The organism is Flavobacterium sp., from assembly GCF_032153895.1.
Classification (GTDB): Bacteria; Bacteroidota; Bacteroidia; order Flavobacteriales; family Flavobacteriaceae; genus Flavobacterium.
This window is the reverse complement of the sequence record NZ_JALDYN010000032.1, coordinates 1-21,406: the sequence shown is the minus strand read 5'-3', so window position 1 is coordinate 21,406 and position 21,406 is coordinate 1. Positions and strand designations below refer to the sequence as shown.

Sequence of the window (21,406 nt, the reverse complement as noted above, 5' to 3'; positions counted from 1 at the left end):
ATTCCCAACTTCCACAATTCCGGAAATTCCTGATGGCTCAAATCTACCTGAAAAGAAGCGTCCAAAATAGCTTCTGGTCCATCCGAAGCCCCTGCTCCGTAACTTACCGTTACTTCCCAAGGCACCGGCACCACTATAATTTCACTTTGTTCCGCCGAAAAAGGTAATCCAAATACTGTTGCATCGGCTAATCCGGGTTGTGACGGATCAAAATTGGCTATAATTTGTTCTTTTGTCATCGTATTCTCAATTAAAAAAGCAAAGTTACGCTTTATTGGAAATTCCTTGTTTTAAAATCTGTCCGAATTCGTACATATCTTCAAACGAGCAATACAAAGGCACCGGAGCCAAACGGATTACATTCGGTTCGCGCCAATCGGTGATTACCCCGTTTTTCATCAGATAATCGAATAAGGCTCTTCCTTGTCCATGCAAAAATACAGACAACTGACACGCTCTCTCTTCCGGATTGGAAGGTGTTATGATTTCAAACTCGGTTCCTTCAATTTCCGCATCAATTTCGTGAAGAATGAATTCCAAATAGGATGTAATCAAATCGCGCTTTTGAATCAGTTTGTCCATACCCACTTCGGCAAACATTTCCACAGAAGCTAAATAAGGTGCTAACGATAAAATTGGCAAATTACTCACCTGCCAGCCTTCAGCTCCGCGAACAGGATCGAATTTCGGCTCCATTAAAAAGCGTCTTTCTTTGTTATGTCCCCACCATCCGGCAAAACGCGGTAAATCGGTGTCGTTGTGATGCATTTCGTGTACAAAAATCCCAGATACATTTCCAGGACCTGAATTCATATATTTATAACTACACCAAGCAGCAAAATCAACACCCCAATTATGAAGGTCTAATTTAATATTTCCGGCAGCATGTGCCAAATCAAAACCAACATAAGCGCCATACTTTTGTCCTGCAGCAGTAATCGTTTTCATGTCAAAAACCTGACCCGTATAATAGTTAACACCACCAATTAACACCAAAGCCAGTTCTTCTCCTACTTCATCAATTTTAGCGAGAATATCTTCTAAACGGATATTGTGTTCCCCTTCGCGGCGTTTCACTTCCACTATGGCATCGTTTGCATCCAATCCGTGAAAATGAACTTGGCTCTGAAACATATATTGATCACTCGGAAATGCTTTCTCTTCGCAAATGATTTTATACTTTTTGGCAGTTGGTCTGTAAAAAGAAACCATCAACATGTGTAAATTCACCGTCAATGTATTCATTACGGTTACTTCACTCGGTTTTGCCCCTACAATTGCACTTAATGGTCCAGAAAAACGTTCTTGGTAATCCCACCAAGGTTTGTCGGCATAAAAATGACCTTCGACAGCTAGATTAGCCCAATCGCTCATTACTTCATCCACATAAGCCTTTGTTCGCTTCGGCTGTAATCCTAAAGAATTTCCGGTGAAATAAATCACCTGCTTCCCATTAATTTGAGGAAAGATGAATTCTTCTCGGTAATTTTTCAATTCATCCTTAGCGTCAAGCTGTTGCGCAAATTCTCTTGTATTTTCAAAAGTCATTTTTAGTTAATTTTTTGGTGGGCGTAAAAATAAGAAAATTTAAGAATTTGCGTTTACTTTTTAAAGGTAGATATTTCGTACATTTATAACACTCAAAACCCTATTCGTTATGAAAAACCATCTTACTGCAATCATCATCGCTGTAGCCGTGATTATTTCTGCATTTCTTTTTTCCAATGCTTTTAAAAACCGAAACCAAAGCAACGATACCATCAGCGTTACCGGTTTGGGAAAAAAAGATTTCATCTCGGATTTAATTGTCTGGAGCAGTTCGTTTTCCAAAAAAAGCATGATTTTAAAAGATGCCTACGCGGCACTGGACAACGATAGGGAAATCATTAAAAAGTACTTAGCTTCCAAAGGAATTCCGGCGACTGAAATTGTTTTTTCTGCCGTAAGCATCAACAAAGATTTTGAATACACTTATGATGCCAACGGAAATCAGCGGCAACAAATTTTTACTGGCTTCAATTTAACCCAAAACGTTCAGATTGAAAGCAAAGAAGTGGACAAAGTGGAAGGCATTTCCAGAGAAGTTACCGAATTGATTAATTCCGGAGTAGAATTGTATTCCAACCCACCGCAATATTATTATACCAAATTAGCGGAATTAAAGCTTCAGATGATCGCCGAAGCAACTAAAGATGCGCACGCCAGAGCTGAAAAAATTGCCGAAAACGCTGATGCTAAATTAGGCAGTTTAAAAAAATCCGATATGGGAGTTTTTCAGATAATCGCGCAAAATTCTTCGGAAGATTATTCTTGGGGCGGTTCCTTCAACACCACATCGAAGAAAAAAGAAGCTAATATTACCATGAAGTTGGTGTATCAGGTAGATTAAGTATATTTGACTACTAATCCAACTACTTATGAAATACACTTGCGAAGTTGAAATTGACAAACCCGTTGCTAAAGTCATTGAACTTTTCGACAATGCCGAAAACATGCCGTTATGGATGGAAGGTTTGGAAAGTTTCGAACATTTAAGCGGAACACCCGGACAACCCGGCGCAAAATCCAAACTGGTTTTCAAAATGGGAAAACGCGGCATGGAAATGATTGAAACCATTACCGTTCGGAATTTACCGGAAGAATTCAGCGGCTTTTACGAAATGAACGGAACGATTAACAATATTAAAAACTCTTTCATTCCGATTACCGATTCCAAAACCAAATATGTAACGGTTCAGGAATTTGAGTTTAAAAATTTCGGCATGAAGTTGTTTGCTTTTCTAATGCCGGGAATGTTTAAGAAACAAACCTTAAAATACTTGAAAAGTTTCAAAAAATTTGCTGAAAGTCAGGCATAAAAAAAGCGTTCAAATGAACGCTTTTTTATTTTATAGTTAATGATTACAAAATCAACATCGCATCTCCGTACGAGTAGAATTTATAACCTTCTTTGATTGCTTCATCATACGCTTTACGCATCAAATCGTGCCCACAAAACGCTGAAATCATCATCAATAAAGTCGATTTTGGTGTGTGGAAATTCGTTACCATGCAATCCGCTACGCTAAAATCGTAAGGTGGATAAATAAATTTATTCGTCCAACCCGTAAACGGATTTAAGGTTTTTGAAGACGAAACCGAACTTTCCATAGCTCGCATTGAAGTTGTTCCGATAGCACAAACGCGTTTTTTATTCGCTTTCGCTTTGTTTACCACATCACACGCTTCCTGAGTAATGGTCATTTCTTCCGAATCCATTTTGTGTTTCGATAAATCTTCTACTTCCACCGGATTGAAAGTTCCTAGACCAACATGCAATGTAATCTCAGCAAAATCAACACCTTTGATTTCCAAACGTTTCATCAAATGTTTTGAAAAGTGTAAACCTGCTGTTGGCGCTGCAACTGCTCCTTCTTCTTTAGCATAAATGGTTTGGTAACGCTCCGCATCTTCCGGAGTTACTTCACGATTGATGTATTTCGGGATTGGAGTTTCACCCAATTCTACCAATTTCGAACGGAATTCTTCGTACGAACCATCGTAAAGAAAACGTAAAGTTCTTCCGCGAGACGTAGTGTTATCGATTACCTCAGCTACTAACGAATCGTCATCCCCAAAGTACAATTTATTTCCAATACGGATTTTACGTGCCGGATCAACCAAAACATCCCACAAACGTTGTTCTGCATTCAATTCGCGCAACAAGAAAACTTCGATACGCGCTCCGGTTTTTTCCTTGTTCCCGTACAAACGCGCTGGAAATACTTTCGTGTTGTTCAACACCATCACATCACCTTCGTCGAAATAATCCAAAATATCTTTGAATAATTTGTGCTCGATAGTTTGTGTCTTACGGTTAACTACCATTAAACGAGCTTCGTCTCTGTTTTCTGAAGGGAATTCGGCTAACAATTCAGCCGGAAGATTAAAATTGAAATTCGATAACTTCATGAAATGAATTTTAAATTGCGTGCAAATATACTATCGCGAAATAGGGGTTGTCAAGTGTTTTGACGTTTATTTTAAGAAATCGAGTATTTATAAGACTTCCGATAATCGAAAACCACTCTTTTGCAGGTCGTTCCAAAAATTGGGATAGGATTTTGAGACTACTTCAGCTTCTTCAATGATAATCGGTATTTTTAATGCTAAAGGAGCAAACGCCATAGCCATTCGGTGATCTTGATACGTTTTTACAGCAACATTTTCATGGATTACCGTTGATGCTTTTAAATGTAGCGATTCAGCGATTATTGAAATTTCGGCTCCTAAGTTAGTCAACTCAATTTTCAAGGCTTCTAATCTGTCGGTTTCTTTGATTTTTAGCGTATGCAATCCGTATAAATCGCAAGCAATTCCTAATCCGAAACACGTTACGGCGATAGTTTGAGCGATGTCTGGACAATTGTTTAAGTGATAATTGACAATTGATAATTGACAATGCGTGGCTTTAAAAAGTGTGATAGAACCATTTTCATTATAACCGGTTTCCACTCCAAAATCCTGATAAATTCTAGCTAAAATGGCATCACCTTGTAAACTGTTTTTTTTGTAGCTCGACAAGGTAATTTTTGTTCCGATTTCAGCTAAGGCTACAATGGAATACCAATAGGAAGCAGACGACCAATCCGACTCTACGATTACTTTTTGACTTTCGACATTTGACTTATAATGTACTTTAATGACGTTTTCTTCAAAAGAAGTTTTTACGCCAATTTCATTTAGCAAAGCCAAAGTCATTTTGATATAAGGAACGGATGTGATTTCACCTTCCAAAGTCAATTCTAAGCCATTCTCCAGTTTTGGCGCAATTAAAAGCAAGGCTGAAATATACTGACTGCTAACATTGGCAGCTAAAGAAACTTTATTTTGGGATAACTTTTTTCCTTTAATTTTAATTGGTGGAAAACCTTCCTTTTCTTCGTACGAAATCTCGGCGCCTAATTGACCTAAGGCTTCTACCAGAATTTGAATCGGACGCTCTTTCATCCGGGAAGAACCGGTTAATAGTACTTCTTCTCCTTCCTGAATAGCATAATACGCAGTCAGAAAGCGCATCGCAGTTCCTGCGTGGTGAATATCTTTAACCAAGTTATCCGATTGCAAAACCTTTTGCATGACTTCAGAATCATCCGAATTGGAACCGTTTTCAATGACAAGTTCCGGATACAAAGCTTTCAGTAACAACAACCGGTTCGTCTCGGACTTAGAGCCCGAAACACCGATTGCTTGTTCTGAAATAACTTCAGATTTCTGAAGAAATAGTTTCAACTTATTTCAATTTTTCGTTATTGTGATGACGGTCGTGGTCGCGCTTGGTTTTCAAATCCATCTTCTTGTCGAAAGCGGCTTGCAAGTCTACTCCTGTTTGATTGGCTAAACACAAAACCACGAAAACTACATCGGCTAATTCTTCGCCCAAATCTTTGTTCTTGTCGCTTTCTTTTTCGGATTGTTCTCCGTAACGACGGGCGATAATTCGGGCTACTTCCCCTACTTCTTCAGTAAGCTGCGCCATATTGGTTAGCTCGTTAAAATAGCGGACACCATGGTTTTTAATCCAATTGTCTACTTCTAGTTGGGCATTTTTGATATCCATTTTTATGCTTTTTTCAGTACCACTTTTTCAGTTTCTGACTTCACTATCAAATCAAAAAACTGCTTTAAAGATTCGTAATACCCTGCAGGAACAATTGCCGCATTAAAATCTCTAATTACTGATAATTGAATTTGTTTATCCGTTTTTGTCACATTAAACTTGAATGTTCCTAATGAATCTGGCAAAGAAACCGATTTTGGCTCAGGAATAGATTCAACAACATAACCTTCTGGAATCGCAACACTAATCATATACCTATCTTGATTTGGATATCCAAAATCAACAGGGTATTCTCTCTTTTCTTGAATGAATGGGTTTTTTGTCCAGGCAAAAAAGAACATTGGATTAAAGTACAATTTATCTCCAATTTTTTCAACCGAATTTGAACTGCTAAATGAATAATTTTCTACAACTGGTTTTGACAAATCATTAACATTAAGACTCTCATATTCGTTAACTTCGATACCATTATTATTTTTTTCTAATTTCTCTAAATAAGACTCCTTAGTTAAATCTCCATACTCATTTCTAAATGAATGAGCCGAGTAATCGAAATACTGTACCCTGATTTTCCCACTAAGATTCCCCTCTCCATCAATTGATAAAATTCCATTTGTCATTTCTTTAGAAATATTTTTTGGCATAAGTTCAACCATAGCTGAAGACCCTTCTTTTCTAATAATTCTACCAAACCAATTTAAATCTCGCATTGGCAAAACATTTGGCAATGAATACTTGTCAGTCGCATCCAACAATATTAAGCCGTTTTCAATTTCAACAGCAGAAATCACATAGTTAAACGCATTTCTACTTGGAAAATAAGCTATCCCATTAGAACGAGTACTTATCAAAACCGGATTGGCACCAATACCCGCAAAACGCAACATTGAAGTAAGCATTAGATTAATTTCTGCTGCATTTCCGGTATTATTTTTATAAGCGCTTCGAACTCCTTCATTGCATGAATATCCATAATAACCATTCCATTTAATTTTTGACTTAACAAAATTAAAAATTGCTGCAGTTTTTTCTCCATTGGTTGTCAATCCTGAAATTAACTGTTTGACATCATCTTCAAAATAACCTATCTTGGCTAATTCTCCACCAAAATCATCATTTTTGTATATATTGCGCACTACCGACTCCCAATCTGTAGAATATGTTTGTGTCATTTCATTAGGAAATTTAACGGTGGCCAATTCATGCGATATACTCGAAGTATAGTTTTTAATATTATTAACAAACCTTTCATCATTTAATGCAGGAACGTTTTTTACATGATAAAGCGTTTCGGTTTCCCAATATTTTATATCTTCAACTACAACATCACTCACTACTCCAGTTCCTCCTCCTCTGTTACCTCCTGACCTCGTTGATCGTTCTCTATTAGACAAAGTAATAGACCCTTGTTTTTTAACCACATTTCTCTCTGGATAGACAAACCCTTTTTGATTTTCATTATAATTAAAGTATTCTGGCACTATAGTTTTATATTCGGAATAGTTTACCGGAATATCGTATTGAAAATCCCAATCTGCCAAATCTCCATAATTTGGTGACTTCAAGACATAGCTAAACTCTATGATTGAACCTTCCTTTACATTAGGCAATGTTATCTTTTTCTTACCCCAATATTTATTCATTTTCTCATCAAATTCCCCATCGCTCTTCAACTTAGATTTAACAATTTTCCCATCAACCAAATTATAAGTAACAACATCCTTAAAAAATAAATTTTCCTTAGAATTGCCGTCCAAATAGTATCTCACCTCATGATTAGCCCAATCATAACCCTCCTTTTTGTAAATTTTAACTTTGCATTGAACCTCGGTAATCTTTTCAAAACCACTTCCTTGTGAATAGTTAAAATAAGTTACTCCCTTTTTAAATAAAACAGCAGCCACAGCTGACGTGTCTAGAGAATGTTGTTTCTCTTTCAATTCTTCAACAGTAACTTTGCCCAATTCATATTTTTGGGAAAATCCATTAAACGATAATACAGTCACAAGCACTGCAGTAAAAAAAAATCTCATCATTAGGTTATTTATTAATTAGCACAATTTTAGCATTCTCCAGCTTAGCAATTCTCTCTTTAAATTTTCTAAAACTCTCATATTGCTCCTTTCCATACTTCCCAGACTTCATCAAACATGTTCGTTTGTAAATAATTTTTGAATCGCTAATTTTTTCAATTTTCATTATATATTCTCCAAAAACTTCATTCAATTCAACATTTTGTGGCAATGCTTCTATTACGAAATTATCCGGAATTGTAATCTCATATTCTTCTGTATCCAAAAAACCTCGTGTTACTTGAAAAGCATGACTTCGATTTCTATATCGTTGAGGAATCGTACTTAATTGATTAAATGCATTAGGCTGAAAAATCATTTGTCCATTAACATTATCGGCAAAACCTACTGAACTAATCTGTAGTTCTTCTTTAAAAAAGAGTTCACTTTCATCATTCTGAAAAGCATACTTTTCAATCTCAGGTTTTTTCAACACATCGAATTCAGATTTATAATATTGAAGAACTTTATCATTAGAAAGTTTCTGAATCGGGTAAATCGAGTTGTATTGAACCCCTTTTGACACAATTGAAAGTGTTCCGTTTAGATTTCCGGTCTTATCCAAAACATATTTTGCCGTTGTTACTCTTGAATTTGTGCGATCTATATATGAATTTGTCTTTACAATTTCACCTCCATTTGGTTTAACAATAAGGGCATATCTTCCATCTGTAAAATCTGCTTCTAAACCAAAAGGCGCTGTTTGACTGGTACATTCCATAAAATAATTTTTTCCTTGGTAAGGAAGAGCCAAAATAGCGTGATTCCCCTGCATAGACACTAAATCTGCTTCAATATCTTTTGGCTGATTTCCTGCATAGATTATTGTGTAATATGAAGGAATATTTACTGCTTTTAACAATGCCATAGTGTAATTGGAAAGTGCTTTACAATCTCCATATCCCAGTGCATCAACTTCTTTAGCCGAAACAGGCTTCCATCCCCCAATACCCAATTGAACACTTACATACCGCGTTTTGCTTTGAACATATTCATAAATAATCTGAGCCTTTTTAAGAATATCTTTTTCATTCTCAACAAGTTTTCTCACTTTTTCTACTGTGGCTTCTGAAAGTTCGTCTTGTCCTTTCAGCAAATTTTCAGAAATCCAGCTCCCAAATTCATTCCAATTTTTCACATTACCCTCTACTCCTTCTAAATTGAATTTTTCTAATGCAAAACGCACATGTGGAATTAATTCTTCAAAACCTAAAGAATATTCTTCCGATTTTAATGCGGGAACATTTTCCAAAACATATTCAAGTCGGTTCTTATGCTCTTTCTTTACAATATTGAAACCTTGAAAATTATGCTCTTTATAATGAAAACCTAAACTCTCGGGATACTGAATATAATATTCTGACTTAACAACACTCTCATAAAAATCGTTCACAGGATACCAAGAGGGTAATATTGCTGTGTTTTCACTTTCAGTTTCATAATAAAAATCTAACACAAATGGATACTCAATAGGCGTATAATCTAAATAAAGCATTCTGTTATCAGTAAAAACAGAAAAACCATCAGCTACACTAACATCCTTAAAATCATTTCTTCGATAATTCTTAAGTAAATTACCATTAACACTAAGCATTTTTGCATTAAGTTCCTTTACTTTTACTGATTTATCGTAATGTACCACTGCATCGACATTTCTTAATCCAGCTTCATTCAGAACCAGAACAACTGCTTTAGTCTTTATTGTTGCAGATTTCTGACTATTGACAACTATGCCTTTAACAGATTCTATCACAATACTATTTGCATTCTCCTTTAAACTTGTTTCAGAAATAATTTTTTGAAAATCAACTTTTTGAGCTGTTGAAGATTGTGCAATAAAAAGAAACAATAAAAAACCAAAAACTATTCTCATTCAATCTTGAGGTATTACAATTAACAAATAACTTATTCCTTATTTTTTGTATCCATAATTATGGTCACCGGTCCGTCGTTTAAAAGTGCTACTTTCATATCGGCACCGAATTCTCCAGTTTGGACTTTCTTACCTAATTCTGATTCTAATTGCTTCACAAAACTTTCATACATCGGAACAGCATGATCGGGTTTTGACGCCTTAATATAGGATGGCCGATTGCCTTTTCTGGTGGATGCGTGAAGCGTAAACTGACTAACTACAATTATATCGCCGGCAACCTCTTTAACGGAAAGATTCATTACATCATTTTCATCGCCAAAAATACGAAGATTCACAATCTTAGAGGTTAACCAAGTGATATCTTCCTGTGAAGAAGCATCCTCAATGCCAATCAAAACAAGCAAACCTTTCCCGATGGAAGCCATTTTTCGGCCTTCAATGGTAACGGATGCCTCAGATACACGTTGAATTACTGCTCTCATTTACTAAAATTTCTCAGGATTGCGTTCATCGCTATACAAATCGTTGCGATAATTCTCCTCATCGCCTTCCAAAATCTGCAAATAGCTATTGTAACGACTCCAGGCAATTTCTTCACTTTCTAAAGCATCTTTTACGGCGCAATGGGGTTCTTCTTTATGCAGACAGTTGTTAAATTTACATTGGTCTTTCAAAGCGAAAAATTCAGGGAAATAATCTCCGATTTCCTGTTTTTCCATGTCGACAATTCCGAAACCGCGAATTCCGGGTGTATCGATGATTTTGGCTCCGAAACTTAAATCAAACATTTCCGCAAAAGTCGTTGTGTGTTGCCCTTGCTGATGCTGTTCAGAAATGGCTTTGGTTTTCAGATTCAATGTCGGCTCCAAAGCATTAACCAATGTCGACTTTCCGACTCCGGAATGTCCTGAAAACATCGAAACGCGATCTTTCATCAGAAATTTCAATTCCTCCAAACCTTTGCCTTCCGCAGCGGAAACACGCAAACACTGATAACCGATATTCGAATAAACGTATTGCAAAAACAATTGTTCGTCAAGCGTTTCTTCGGTATATGTGTCAATTTTATTAAAAACTAAAACCGCTTCAATTCCGTAGGCTTCGGCTGTGACTAAAAATCGGTCGATAAAACTGGTTGTTGTTACGGGATTGTTGATGGTCACCAAAAGAAAAACCACATCAATATTAGAAGCAATAATATGCGTTTGTTTGGACAGGTTTACTGATTTGCGAACGATGTAATTTTTTCGATCATGGATATTGGTAATTACACCAACCGTTTCATCAGAAGACGTTTCAATGTCAAAATCTACAACATCACCAACAGCGATTGGGTTGGTACTTTTGATTCCTTGGATACGAAACTTCCCTTTGATACGGCATTCTAAAAAAGTGCCGTCTTCGGTTTTCACGCTGTACCAACTTCCGGTAGATTTATAAACAATTCCTGTCATAGCGCAAAGATACCATTTCCTAGTTATTTTAGAACATAAAAAAAGCCGTCTTTTCAGACAGCTTTTCTATGCTAAAACTAATTTAATTAGTATTTGTAAGCAACTCCGGTTTTAATAGCCTGAGAACCACCTAAAGCGTTAGAGTTAGCTCCAACTGTAGTTTTGTCTGACGTCATTAAAACGAAAGGACAACCTAATTTAGCTGCATCCATTTTAAGTTTCTTCTGTGCTTTTTTATCTCCTGTGTTACCAGTTTGGAAGTTGATAAGACCTGTTTTTCCACGAACTTCACCAGCTTTTTTCAAACCAGAGATGTATCCTTTATCTTCAAGAATTACCACTTTTTCCCAATCGTCTTCTCCGTTTACAACCAATTTCTCAGTTACTTCTTCTACACGACCTGATTTTCCGTAAACTACTTTTTCAACAGCATACTTACTGATAGTGTTTTCAGCATCTTCTCCATCATACTTGAAAATGATAGTGTACTCTTCCAATTTGATTACTTTTCCATCAACAACTTCTCCGCTGTGTTTGTAGATTTTGTCAACTTGAGCATTTACAGCACATCCCACGAAGAATAATGCCAATAGTAATAATTTTTTCATAAACCTGATAAATGTTAAATATTAATTAAAATACTTTGCAATGATACAAAAAAAAACAATTAACCTAATACGTCAAATGCCGTATTTTATTTGTTAATAATTCGCTCCTGATGCACAATACTTTCCTGGTGAATTGCCTTAAATAATTTCAAAATAAATTCTTCACTCAAGCCTTTCTGCGAGCCTTCTTCAATCATTTTTTCGAGTATCTGGTGCCAACGGTTACTTTGCAAAACAGCCACATTTTTTTCTTTTTTCAAGAGTCCGATTTGGTCTGCGATTTTCATCCGTTTGACTAAAACATCCATCAACTTACTGTCTAACTCGTCAATTTGAGTTCGCAATCCGGATAATTTTGAATTGTATTCATCCGCTTCATCACTTTGTTTGCGAACTTTTAAATCGATGAAAATCTGTTTCAAAGCCGATGGTGTTACTTGTTGCGCCGCATCACTCCAAGCCTGATCCGGATTGCAATGGGTTTCAATCATCAAGCCGTCGTAATTCAAATCCAAAGCCTGTTGAGAAACTTCCAAAATCATATCGCGTTTACCGGAAATATGGGAAGGATCACAAATAAGCGGTAAATCCGGAAATTTTCGTTTCAGTTCAATCGCCAACTGCCATTCCGGAATGTTACGGTATTTTGTTTTCTCATAAGTAGAAAATCCTCTGTGAATCACACCTAGCTTTTTAATTCCGGCATTGTGCAAACGCTCCAAACCGCCTAACCATAATGATAAATCGGGGTTTACGGGATTTTTCAGTAATACAATTTTGTCGGTATTCTGCAAAACATCGGCAATTTCCTGAACTGCGAAAGGGTTCACGGTCGTACGGGCGCCAATCCAAAGCACATCAATATCGTGTTCTAATGCTAATTTTACGTGTTGTGCATTCGCAACTTCTACAGCCATTAACAAATTGGTTTCCTTTTTGGCTTTTTGCAACCATTTTAAACCGATTGCTCCAACACCTTCAAAACCTCCGGGACGCGTTCTGGGTTTCCAGATTCCGGCTCTGAAAATTGAAACGTCTGAATTTTTCAACTCGTGTGCAATTTCCAAAACCTGTTCCTCGGTTTCAGCACTACACGGCCCTGCAATCACTAGCGGATGCGACAATTGAAAATCGTCCAACCAATTGCGCATTGATTTACTGTTTTCCATAGTTTACAAATTTAGTTTTTTACCCTTGATTTCAGAGCAAAAAAAATCCCGATAAAAACCGGGATTGTATCTTTATAATAGTTACTTCTTATTAGTACAGACAAAACAATCCCCTTTCGCTTTTCCAAGCGAACCAAGAAATTGTGTTCCATGTATTTTGTGAATTGCGATTCATCGGCACAAAGCTATAAAAATTGATTTGGAATTCAACAATCTGAAGGCTAAATCATTGATTTATTTTGCTATTTTTGCTTCAAATTGCGAAGTATGTCTATTGAAGTTCAAAATATTACCAAATCGTACGGCGAACAAAAAGCGCTGGACAACGTTTCATTTTCCGTTAAAAAAGGAGAAATTGTTGGTTTCTTAGGGCCGAATGGTGCCGGAAAATCAACTTTGATGAAAATCCTGACTACTTATCTGAATGCAGACGAAGGAACAGCTTCAGTGAACGGACATAATGTAGCAACAACTCAAAAAGACGTACAAAAGTCGGTTGGTTATTTACCGGAACACAATCCGTTGTATTTGGATTTGTATGTGAAGGAATATTTAGCTTTCAATGCTGATGTGTACAACGTTTCCAAATCTAGAATCGACGACGTAATTGCACTTACCGGATTAACGCCGGAAAGTCATAAAAAAATTGGCGAATTATCTAAAGGATACCGTCAGCGTGTTGGATTGGCGACTGCTTTATTGCACAATCCGGAAGTTTTGATTCTGGACGAGCCTACAACCGGTTTAGATCCGAATCAATTGGTTGAAATTCGCGATTTGATTAAAAACATCGGCAAAGACAAAACCGTTTTTCTTTCCACGCACATCATGCAGGAAGTGGAAGCGATTTGCGACCGCGTCATCATCATCAACCAAGGAAAAATTGTAACTGATAAAAATCTTGAAAAGTTAGTAACCGAAGTAGAAGAACAAGTGATTGAAGTAGAATTTGATCAGGAAATCGCATCGGAACTTCTGGCTTCACTGGAAAACATCGCCAACTATAAAAATGTTCAGGGAACAGTTTGGGAATTGACTTTCAACACGGAAAAAGACATGCGTCCTACCGTTTTTGACTTTGCTCAAAATAACGGATTGCGTACGTTACAATTGAATTCGAAAAGTAAAAATCTGGAGCAAATCTTCCGAGAAAAAACTAAAAAATAATTTACTGATAGATGATGTGGCCGGTATAATGCTGCGTCACATTCACTGTTGGCGGGTGATTTAGTAAAACTAAGTTTCCGTTACTATAAATATCACCTTCGATTTTAACCATCGGTTTTAAAATCATATCGTTAGAACTGCGTTGAAAAACATGCACATTATCCGTAAGTAAATTAGCCCCTTCAAAACGCGGATCACCACCGTAAAAAGAAACAATCAAATTTTCCGCTACACCTTTAATCCTGAAAATAGTCGTATTGTTATTTTCAACCACCAACTGTTGGCAATTCACCTCCATAGTAAAAATATTCGAAGCTGTTTTTCCGAACAATCCTTGCTGCAAATTCAATTGCGGAAAGTTCAAAATACCATCAGAAGACACGTTGAACTGGGAAGCCGAGTAAATTTTAGTCAAATCCGGAACTACGACTGTTGCTTTTACGGGTTGAACGGTTCCTAAACTACATTCTAAATTGTTTTTGATATACAAAACATTGTCGGATACGGAAGCTTCCATCTCCTCCATCACATTTTCACCTGCGGAAAGTGTCACTGAAATTTCTGCTCCTTGACGAACGACTAATTCAACGCCTTCTCCTATATTAATCTGATTAAAAAACGGAACCTCAACATTTTTAGTTGTTTGACTTCCGGGCTCACGATAACAAGCCGGCATGATTTCCGAACTGCAGGAAACCAGCAACTGAACCAAAACGAGTATAAGTAGTATTTTTCGAATCATAATTTTACAATCTAACTCCGATACCAAATTCTAAGGCTTCTGCTCGTGAAATGTGTGTTTTTAAACTCACTCCGGCAGAAATATTTTTAGTGATATAATATTTAGCACCCAATCGCTGATATACACTTCCGAATTTATTGGATGGATCGTATACATAATATCCCATTTGCGTATCAATCGCTAATTTATTGATAAAAAGTTCATGTCCTGCAAAAATTCCGACTCTTCGGTAATCTTCATTGGGGTCATAATTATGCTCAAAATAGGCGATAGCTTCATATCGGATAAATTCTTTTAAATACATCATCCAATACACATCGGCTCCTAATTGAATGGCACTTTTTTGATTGATGCGTTTATCAACATACAAAGAAGCAACGTAAAACGGATATTGCCCACTATTGATAACATCACTTTCGTTTACACCGGTTCTGAAAACCGCATTGTAGCGAATCGGTTCCGTAAATTTTTCCTTAGCATGTGGAATATATGCAATCGTGTCTTTAGTTGCTAAGTCATAATTCAATCCGACCATAACAGCAATGGTATTAGCACTCGTGTTTGGCGAATGTAGATTAGCATTGGAATGATGCACAAAATTTACTCCAGTCTGAACCCCGATGCCTTTCCAAAGATTTGGCTTGTGATAATTCAACATAAAATAGGTGGACGGCATATAATGCATTCCAAAAGCCTGATTTCTGTAATTGGTTTCACGGTCGTAAGGATTGGTATTGTACGCGATTCCCTGTCCGACGCGCAACTGCATTCTTCGTTTGAAAAAATAAAAATTGAAATGCCCGTACAAACCGTACATATTTCCTAATTCCGGGTTTTTGTTATCCTGATATTGGAATGACAAGCCATAATCTGGATAATTGTACCACGCTTCCCATTTTTTAGACCCGAAAGTTTTTCGGTTAAAACTCAACACCATTCCTTCCGGATGTCCTTTTATTAAATGTAAGATATTAGTGTGATGCGGAAGAATACTTCCGTAAAAATAACTTGCATCAACAGAATATTGTTTCAGGTTTTTCTCCTGAGCCAACATCGTAAAAGAAAGAAATAATAAAAGGCTAGTTAGAAAACGCATTTTGGTTTTTGAAAATCAGGCAAATATAGCAGAAATTCTACCGATTGAAAACAAAAAACCGATTTGAAAATTCAAATCGGTTTTAAGAACCTTTCTAAGATTTTTTAACGTGTCAATTCGGCATATTCCTTTCGGTCAAACTGGTAGTTTTTCAAAAGATACGCCCGATGCAAGTCTTCATATTCCACATCGATTAACCCTTTCGCTCTTGCTAAAAAGTCTTTTCGCAAAATTTTACTTGATTTGACATCATCTAATGTCGCACCATAATTTCGTACCGCAACCTTTATAAATTTAAAGGCGCTTTTTTGATCTCCAGCTTTCAGATAGCAGTCAGAAATTTCAAAACACAGCGATTGCGCCAAGTCTTTTTCATTCTCCTTTTCTTTTAAAGCTTTTAAATAATACTTTACAGCTTTTTGATAATCAGCTTCTTTTTTAAACTGAATTGCTGTTTCCAGATTTTGTTGATAATCACTCGCAAAAATACTTGCAGAAAAAACCAACATAAAAACAAGTAGTAAACTTTTCATAGCCACAATTTTTAAGTTCTACAATTCTTATGTCTTTATAAAATTAAGGTATTATCTTATAAATTTCATTTTAAAATGTTAAAATTCACTAAAAATCGAAGAAGTACCCTTTTAAAAGGATGAAATACAAATTCTAAGATAAATTAAAAAACTTGTGATGCAATCTGCCTAATATTCTCCGATTTTCCCATAGAATAATAATGCAAAACCGGAATTCCAGCTTTTTGCAACTCTTTACTTTGTTCAATACACCATTCAATTCCGATTTGTGAAACTTCCTGATTGTCTTTCGCTTTGACAACCGCCATAATCAAATCATCTGGTAAATCCACTTTGAAACGATGTGGAATCAGGTTCAATTGTTTTTTAGTCGAAATCGGCTTCAGTCCTGGGATAATTGGCACAGTAATTCCTGCTGCACGACATTTGTCAACAAATTCGAAGAATTTTTTATTATCGAAAAACATTTGCGTGATGATGTAATCGGCTCCGTTTTTGATTTTTTGTTTTAAGAAATAAATATCACTATCCAAGCTTGGCGCTTCCATGTGTTTTTCGGGATAACCAGCGACCCCGATGCAGAAATTGGTTTGGTTGGTGTTTTGCAAATCGGCATCCAAATAGATTCCGTTGTTCAGGTTGTTGATTTGTGTCACCAACTCCGAAGCAAAAGAATGTCCTTCCTTTTCCGGTTTGAAGTAGATTTCACTTTTCACAGCATCACCTCGTAAGGCAACCACATTATCGATTCCAAGGAAATCCATGTCGATTAAAAAATTCTCGGTATCTTCTTTGGTAAAACCGCCGCACAAAATATGCGGAATAGCATCTACCTGATATTTATTCTGAATCGCCGAACAGATTCCAACCGTCCCCGGACGTTTTTTCACGATTTTCTTTTCCAGCAAACCGCTTGGCAATTCCTTGAATTCATATTCCTCACGATGGTAGGTTACGTCAATAAAAGGCGGTTTGAACTCCATTAAGGGTTCAATATTATCAAAAATACACTGAATATTTTGTCCTTTTAACGGCGGTAAAATCTCAAAAGAAAACAATGACTTTCCGTTGGCTTTTTCTATATGTTGCGTTACTTTCATGTTAATCTGCTATGTTTGGGTTGAGCCATTTTTCGGCATATTCATAGGTACAATTTCTTCTTTGGGCGTAATCACGAACCTGATCTTCTTTTATTTTTCCAAGTCCGAAGTATTTGCTTTGCGGATGTCCAAAATAATAGCCCGAAACCGATGAAGCCGGCCACATCGCCATGCTTTCCGTCAGTTTCACGCCGATTTCTTCTTCAACCTTCAACAAACTCCAAATCGTTGGTTTTTCCAAATGATCGGGGCAAGCCGGATAACCCGGAGCCGGACGTATTCCTTTATATTCTTCTTTGATTAATTCCTCATTGGACAAATGTTCTTCAGAAGCATAACCCCAGATTTCCTTACGGATTTTTTCGTGCAAATATTCCGCGAAAGCTTCTGCAAAACGGTCTCCCAAGGCTTTCACCATGATGGAACTGTAATCGTCGTTGGCTTCTTCAAAGGTTTTTGCTTTTTCGTCCACCCCAAAACCAGTAGTTACACAGAAAGCGCCCATATAATCTGATTTTTGACTTTCTTTTGGCGCAATGAAATCCGCTAAGGCGATATTTGGCGCACCAACGGTTTTCTGGGATTGCTGACGAAGTGTTAAAAAGGTTTCCAACACGTTTCCTTTTTCATCGTACAATTCGATATCGTCATCTTTCACCTGGTTTGCCGGGAAGATTCCGTAGATCCCTTTAGCTTCCAACCAATTTTCCTCAATAAGCTGATTAAGCATTTTTTGAGCATCGGCAAACAAAATAGTAGCTTGTTCTCCAACTACATTATCTTTTAGAATTGCTGGATACTTTCCAAAAAGCTGCCAAGAATTAAAAAAAGGAGTCCAATCAATATAAGGTACCAATTCCTGTAAAGGCACTTTAATGGTTTTTGTTCCGATGAAGTTTGGTTTTTTGGCTTCGAAATTTTCCCAATCCAATTGTAATTTATTCTCTCTTGCTTTTTCAATCGTATGGTAGCTTTTATCGCGCTGACGGTTTAAAAACGTTTCACGGAAAGCTTCATATTCCGAACGAATGGTGCTAGCGTATATTTTTCGGTCTTTATTTAAAAGATTTCCAGCAACAGTTACCGCACGCGAAGCATCGTTTACATGAACTACCGTCGCTTGATATTCCGGAGCGATTTTTACGGCTGTGTGCGCACGAGATGTTGTCGCTCCACCAATCATGATGGGAATTTCAATGTTACGCTTGTCCATTTCTTTGGCGAGATAAACCATTTCGTCCAAAGATGGTGTAATCAAACCGCTCAAACCGATGATGTCTACGTTTTCCGCAATAGCCGTTTCGATGATTCTTTCAGGTGGAACCATTACTCCTAAATCTATGATTTCGAAATTATTACAAGCCAAAACTACCGATACAATATTTTTACCGATGTCGTGTACGTCACCTTTTACCGTTGCCATCAAAACTTTTCCGGCTGACGATGTTACTCCGTCTTTTTCAGCTTCGATATAAGGCAGAAGATAGGCTACGGCTTTTTTCATAACACGAGCTGATTTTACAACTTGTGGCAAGAACATTTTTCCGCTTCCGAACAAATCCCCAACGACGTTCATACCAGCCATAAGATTGATTTCGATGACTTCGATCGGTCTTACAGCAGATTGTCTTGCTTCTTCCACATCGGTTTCGATAAATTCGTCGATTCCTTTTACTAAAGCATGGGTGATTCTGTCTTGTAACGAACCACTTCGCCATTCCTGAACGGCTTTTTCGTTTGATTTTGTATCGCCTTTAAAACTCTCGGCTAAATCTAAAAGTCTTTCGGTAGCATCGTCTCTTCTGTCTAATAAAACATCTTCAACGTATTCTAATAAAGTAGGATCAATTTCGTCATAAACCTCCAACATTTCCGGATTCACGATTCCCATAGTCATCCCGTGTTTGATGGCATGATACAAGAATGCGGAATGCATCGCTTCACGAACTTTGTCATTTCCACGGAACGAGAACGACACGTTACTTACACCTCCTGAAATATTGGCATACGGAAGGTTTTCACGAATCCATTTGGTGGCTAAGAAGAAGTCCAGCGCATTACGGCGGTGTTCTTCCATACCGGTGGCAACTGGAAAAATATTTGGGTCAAAAATGATATCTTCCGCCGGAAAATTGATTTCGTTGACTAAAATGTCATAAGAACGCCTACAGATTTCGATTCGACGTTCGTACGTATCGGCTTGACCGACCTCATCGAAAGCCATCACGATTACTGCGGCTCCGTAGCGTTTGATTAGTTTTGCATGATGCAGAAACGCTTCTTTCCCTTCTTTTAAACTGATGGAATTTACCACGCATTTTCCTTGTGCAACCTTCAATCCCGCTTCGATGATTTCCCACTTGGAACTGTCAATCATCACGGGAACTCTTGAAATATCGGGTTCGGAAGCAATCAGGTTCAGGAATTTGGTCATGGCATACACGCCGTCCAACATTCCCTCATCCATGTTGATATCGATGATTTGTGCACCGCCTTCTACCTGGGCACGGGCGATATCAAGCGCTTCCTCGTATTTTTCTTCTTTGATTAAACGCAGGAATTTTCGCGAACCGGTTACGTTGGTTCGTTCCCCTACATTCACGAAATTAGTCTCGGGCGTAACGATTAACGGTTCTAATCCCGATAGCTTTAAATATTTTTCCGTTGACATTTCCATTTTCCTATTGGCCACGAATGACACTAATTTTCACGTATTTAATTTGTGGTAATTTGTGCAATTCGTGGCTGAAATTTTCCAGCTACCTCAGCAATTAACCGAATGTGCTCCGGTGTAGTTCCACAGCAACCGCCTATGATGTTGATTAAATTATCGTCTAAATACTCTTTTATTAACGCCTGCATTTCTTCGGCCGTTTGATCGTATTGTCCGAATGCGTTTGGTAATCCTGCATTGGGGTGTGCCGAAATATTGAATGATGTATTGTGCGCCAAACGCTTCAGATACGGCTTTAACTGATCGGCTCCTAAAGCGCAATTGAACCCAACGCTTAACAACGGAATATGCGAAATCGAAATCAAAAACGCTTCTACGGTTTGCCCGGATAAGGTTCTGCCCGAAGCATCCGTAATCGTTCCGGAAACCATAATTGGGATGTCGATGTTGCGTTCTTCTTTTACTTCTTCGATGGCAAAAAGGGCGGCTTTGGCATTTAGCGTATCAAAAATAGTTTCCACCAACAACACATCACAACCACCGTCGATTAAGGCTTCTACTTGTTCTTTGTAGGCGATGCGTAACTCATCGAAAGTGACCGCACGGAATCCCGGGTCGTTGACATCGGGACTCATGCTGGCCGTTCGGTTGGTTGGGCCAATAGAACCTGCTACAAAGCGGGGTCTATCGGTAAATTCATCAGCTACTTCGCGGGCGATTTTGGCGGATTGATAATTCAATTCGTATACCAAATCTTCCATGTGATAGTCAGCCATTCCGATGGTGGTTCCCGAAAACGTGTTGGTTTCCACGATGTCAGCTCCGGCTTCGAAATAAGCGCGGTGGACGGATTTTACGGCTTCCGGTTGGGTTAACGACAACAAATCGTTGTTGCCTTTTAGCGGATGCGGAAAATCTTTGAATCGCTCGCCCCGAAAATCTTCTTCCTCGAATTTGTAGCGTTGCAACATGGTTCCCATCGCTCCATCCAGAACCAGGATTCTCTCTTTTATCGCTTCGTGTAGTTTTGACATATATTTTTAAAGCTTTCAGCTGACAGCCCTTAGCTATTAGCCATTACAAAAATTCAATTCAATTCCTAACTAGCCCCGATAGCAGCGTTTCCAATTTTTAATTGGAAGTAGCGGATAGCGGGAATAAGGATAGCAAAAAAGCCCAAGCCCTTCGCTTCCAATCCTAAAAAACATGTTATCGTGAAATCAGAGAGATACCTGAAAAAGTATCCTGTTATCTGCCCGCATGTGCGGTAGAATGTAGCACCTTCTACAAGAGTAGGGTTGCTAAGGCTTCGTCGG

20 protein-coding genes and 1 pseudogene are annotated in these 21,406 nt (G+C 37.7%); 3 read left to right on the top strand and 18 right to left on the bottom strand.

Annotation, left to right across the window (positions count from 1 at the left end; genetic code table 11):
* Both RUH60_RS09895 and kynU read right to left on the bottom strand, forming a co-directional pair.
* Window positions 1-239: pseudogene (locus tag RUH60_RS09895) on the bottom strand (arginase family protein); the annotation flags it as partial.
* Between the two features lie 25 nt (window positions 240-264).
* On the bottom strand, window positions 265-1,548 hold the full coding sequence (gene kynU, locus RUH60_RS09890) for a kynureninase (protein WP_313807865.1): 1,284 nt from the start codon (window positions 1,546-1,548) through the stop codon (window positions 265-267).
* Window positions 1,549-1,657: 109 nt separating this feature from the next.
* Here kynU and RUH60_RS09885 point away from each other — a divergent pair, with 109 nt between their 5' ends.
* Window positions 1,658-2,389: an SIMPL domain-containing protein gene (locus tag RUH60_RS09885; RefSeq protein ID WP_313807863.1), complete on the top strand. Its 732-nt coding sequence runs from the start codon at window positions 1,658-1,660 to the stop codon at window positions 2,387-2,389.
* A gap of 28 nt (window positions 2,390-2,417) precedes the next feature.
* Window positions 2,418-2,858, top strand: a complete 441-nt coding sequence (locus RUH60_RS09880) for an SRPBCC family protein (protein WP_313807861.1) — start codon at window positions 2,418-2,420, stop codon at window positions 2,856-2,858.
* 43 nt (window positions 2,859-2,901) lie between these two features.
* On the opposite strand, the gene queA is transcribed toward RUH60_RS09880, so the two are convergent.
* From queA to RUH60_RS09835, 9 genes are all read right to left on the bottom strand, one after another.
* Window positions 2,902-3,951, bottom strand: coding sequence for a tRNA preQ1(34) S-adenosylmethionine ribosyltransferase-isomerase QueA (gene queA / locus RUH60_RS09875; RefSeq protein WP_313807860.1), 1,050 nt, complete (start codon window positions 3,949-3,951; stop codon window positions 2,902-2,904).
* Between the two features lie 87 nt (window positions 3,952-4,038).
* Window positions 4,039-5,271: a 3-phosphoshikimate 1-carboxyvinyltransferase gene (locus RUH60_RS09870; RefSeq protein WP_313807858.1), complete on the bottom strand. Its 1,233-nt coding sequence runs from the start codon at window positions 5,269-5,271 to the stop codon at window positions 4,039-4,041.
* Window position 5,272: 1 nt separating this feature from the next.
* Window positions 5,273-5,599, bottom strand: coding sequence for a nucleotide pyrophosphohydrolase (locus RUH60_RS09865; RefSeq protein ID WP_313807856.1), 327 nt, complete (start codon window positions 5,597-5,599; stop codon window positions 5,273-5,275).
* 2 nt (window positions 5,600-5,601) lie between these two features.
* Window positions 5,602-7,635 (bottom strand): DUF3857 domain-containing protein, encoded by a 2,034-nt coding sequence (locus RUH60_RS09860; RefSeq protein WP_313807853.1) that lies wholly within the window; start codon window positions 7,633-7,635, stop codon window positions 5,602-5,604.
* 4 nt (window positions 7,636-7,639) lie between these two features.
* Window positions 7,640-9,544, bottom strand: a complete 1,905-nt coding sequence (locus RUH60_RS09855; protein WP_313807851.1) for a DUF3857 domain-containing protein — start codon at window positions 9,542-9,544, stop codon at window positions 7,640-7,642.
* A gap of 32 nt (window positions 9,545-9,576) precedes the next feature.
* Window positions 9,577-10,029 carry a D-aminoacyl-tRNA deacylase gene (dtd, locus tag RUH60_RS09850; protein ID WP_313807849.1) on the bottom strand — a complete coding sequence of 151 codons (453 nt, stop codon included), beginning with the start codon at window positions 10,027-10,029 and terminating at the stop codon, window positions 9,577-9,579.
* Window positions 10,030-10,032: 3 nt separating this feature from the next.
* Complete coding sequence (gene rsgA, locus RUH60_RS09845) at window positions 10,033-11,001, bottom strand: ribosome small subunit-dependent GTPase A (RefSeq protein WP_313807847.1); 969 nt, start codon at window positions 10,999-11,001, stop codon at window positions 10,033-10,035.
* A gap of 86 nt (window positions 11,002-11,087) precedes the next feature.
* Window positions 11,088-11,609, bottom strand: a complete 522-nt coding sequence (locus RUH60_RS09840) for a hypothetical protein (RefSeq protein ID WP_313807845.1) — start codon at window positions 11,607-11,609, stop codon at window positions 11,088-11,090.
* An 86-nt stretch (window positions 11,610-11,695) separates the two neighbouring features.
* On the bottom strand, window positions 11,696-12,778 hold the full coding sequence (locus RUH60_RS09835; protein ID WP_313807843.1) for a bifunctional 3-deoxy-7-phosphoheptulonate synthase/chorismate mutase type II: 1,083 nt from the start codon (window positions 12,776-12,778) through the stop codon (window positions 11,696-11,698).
* A 267-nt stretch (window positions 12,779-13,045) separates the two neighbouring features.
* Between RUH60_RS09835 and gldA the strand changes: the two genes are divergently transcribed.
* Window positions 13,046-13,945, top strand: coding sequence for a gliding motility-associated ABC transporter ATP-binding subunit GldA (gldA, locus tag RUH60_RS09830; protein ID WP_313807841.1), 900 nt, complete (start codon window positions 13,046-13,048; stop codon window positions 13,943-13,945).
* A 1-nt stretch (window position 13,946) separates the two neighbouring features.
* Here the strand turns inward: gldA and RUH60_RS09825 are convergent, their stop codons facing one another.
* From RUH60_RS09825 to RUH60_RS09795, 7 genes are all read right to left on the bottom strand, one after another.
* Window positions 13,947-14,687 carry a GIN domain-containing protein gene (locus tag RUH60_RS09825; RefSeq protein WP_313807839.1) on the bottom strand — a complete coding sequence of 247 codons (741 nt, stop codon included), beginning with the start codon at window positions 14,685-14,687 and terminating at the stop codon, window positions 13,947-13,949.
* A 4-nt stretch (window positions 14,688-14,691) separates the two neighbouring features.
* Window positions 14,692-15,783, bottom strand: coding sequence for an acyloxyacyl hydrolase (locus tag RUH60_RS09820; protein WP_313807838.1), 1,092 nt, complete (start codon window positions 15,781-15,783; stop codon window positions 14,692-14,694).
* 104 nt (window positions 15,784-15,887) lie between these two features.
* Entirely contained in the window at window positions 15,888-16,316 is a 429-nt protein-coding gene (locus tag RUH60_RS09815; RefSeq protein WP_313807836.1) for a hypothetical protein, read from the bottom strand.
* Window positions 16,317-16,459: 143 nt separating this feature from the next.
* Window positions 16,460-17,416, bottom strand: coding sequence for a methylenetetrahydrofolate reductase [NAD(P)H] (gene metF / locus RUH60_RS09810; protein ID WP_313807835.1), 957 nt, complete (start codon window positions 17,414-17,416; stop codon window positions 16,460-16,462).
* Between the two features lies 1 nt (window position 17,417).
* Window positions 17,418-20,087: a methionine synthase gene (metH, locus tag RUH60_RS09805; protein WP_313807833.1), complete on the bottom strand. Its 2,670-nt coding sequence runs from the start codon at window positions 20,085-20,087 to the stop codon at window positions 17,418-17,420.
* A 44-nt stretch (window positions 20,088-20,131) separates the two neighbouring features.
* Window positions 20,132-21,124, bottom strand: coding sequence for a homocysteine S-methyltransferase family protein (locus RUH60_RS09800; RefSeq protein ID WP_313807831.1), 993 nt, complete (start codon window positions 21,122-21,124; stop codon window positions 20,132-20,134).
* A 65-nt stretch (window positions 21,125-21,189) separates the two neighbouring features.
* On the bottom strand, window positions 21,190-21,406 hold a 217-nt coding region (locus tag RUH60_RS09795), incomplete at its 5' end, for a hypothetical protein (protein WP_313807830.1).

Coding starts and splice junctions, on each gene's coding strand:
- RUH60_RS09820 (WP_313807838.1), bottom strand. CDS start 15,783: ATGCGTTTTCTAACTAGCCTTTTATTATTTCTTTCTTTTACGATGTTG.
- RUH60_RS09800 (WP_313807831.1), bottom strand. CDS start 21,124: ATGTCAAAACTACACGAAGCGATAAAAGAGAGAATCCTGGTTCTGGAT.
- RUH60_RS09865 (WP_313807856.1), bottom strand. CDS start 5,599: ATGGATATCAAAAATGCCCAACTAGAAGTAGACAATTGGATTAAAAAC.
- RUH60_RS09840 (WP_313807845.1), bottom strand. CDS start 11,609: ATGAAAAAATTATTACTATTGGCATTATTCTTCGTGGGATGTGCTGTA.
- RUH60_RS09855 (WP_313807851.1), bottom strand. CDS start 9,544: ATGAGAATAGTTTTTGGTTTTTTATTGTTTCTTTTTATTGCACAATCT.
- RUH60_RS09885 (WP_313807863.1), top strand. CDS start 1,658: ATGAAAAACCATCTTACTGCAATCATCATCGCTGTAGCCGTGATTATT.
- queA (WP_313807860.1), bottom strand. CDS start 3,951: ATGAAGTTATCGAATTTCAATTTTAATCTTCCGGCTGAATTGTTAGCC.
- RUH60_RS09835 (WP_313807843.1), bottom strand. CDS start 12,778: ATGGAAAACAGTAAATCAATGCGCAATTGGTTGGACGATTTTCAATTG.
- metF (WP_313807835.1), bottom strand. CDS start 17,416: ATGAAAGTAACGCAACATATAGAAAAAGCCAACGGAAAGTCATTGTTT.
- metH (WP_313807833.1), bottom strand. CDS start 20,087: ATGTCAACGGAAAAATATTTAAAGCTATCGGGATTAGAACCGTTAATC.
- RUH60_RS09880 (WP_313807861.1), top strand. CDS start 2,418: ATGAAATACACTTGCGAAGTTGAAATTGACAAACCCGTTGCTAAAGTC.
- RUH60_RS09825 (WP_313807839.1), bottom strand. CDS start 14,687: ATGATTCGAAAAATACTACTTATACTCGTTTTGGTTCAGTTGCTGGTT.
- gldA (WP_313807841.1), top strand. CDS start 13,046: ATGTCTATTGAAGTTCAAAATATTACCAAATCGTACGGCGAACAAAAA.
- dtd (WP_313807849.1), bottom strand. CDS start 10,029: ATGAGAGCAGTAATTCAACGTGTATCTGAGGCATCCGTTACCATTGAA.
- RUH60_RS09815 (WP_313807836.1), bottom strand. CDS start 16,316: ATGAAAAGTTTACTACTTGTTTTTATGTTGGTTTTTTCTGCAAGTATT.
- kynU (WP_313807865.1), bottom strand. CDS start 1,548: ATGACTTTTGAAAATACAAGAGAATTTGCGCAACAGCTTGACGCTAAG.
- rsgA (WP_313807847.1), bottom strand. CDS start 11,001: ATGACAGGAATTGTTTATAAATCTACCGGAAGTTGGTACAGCGTGAAA.
- RUH60_RS09860 (WP_313807853.1), bottom strand. CDS start 7,635: ATGATGAGATTTTTTTTTACTGCAGTGCTTGTGACTGTATTATCGTTT.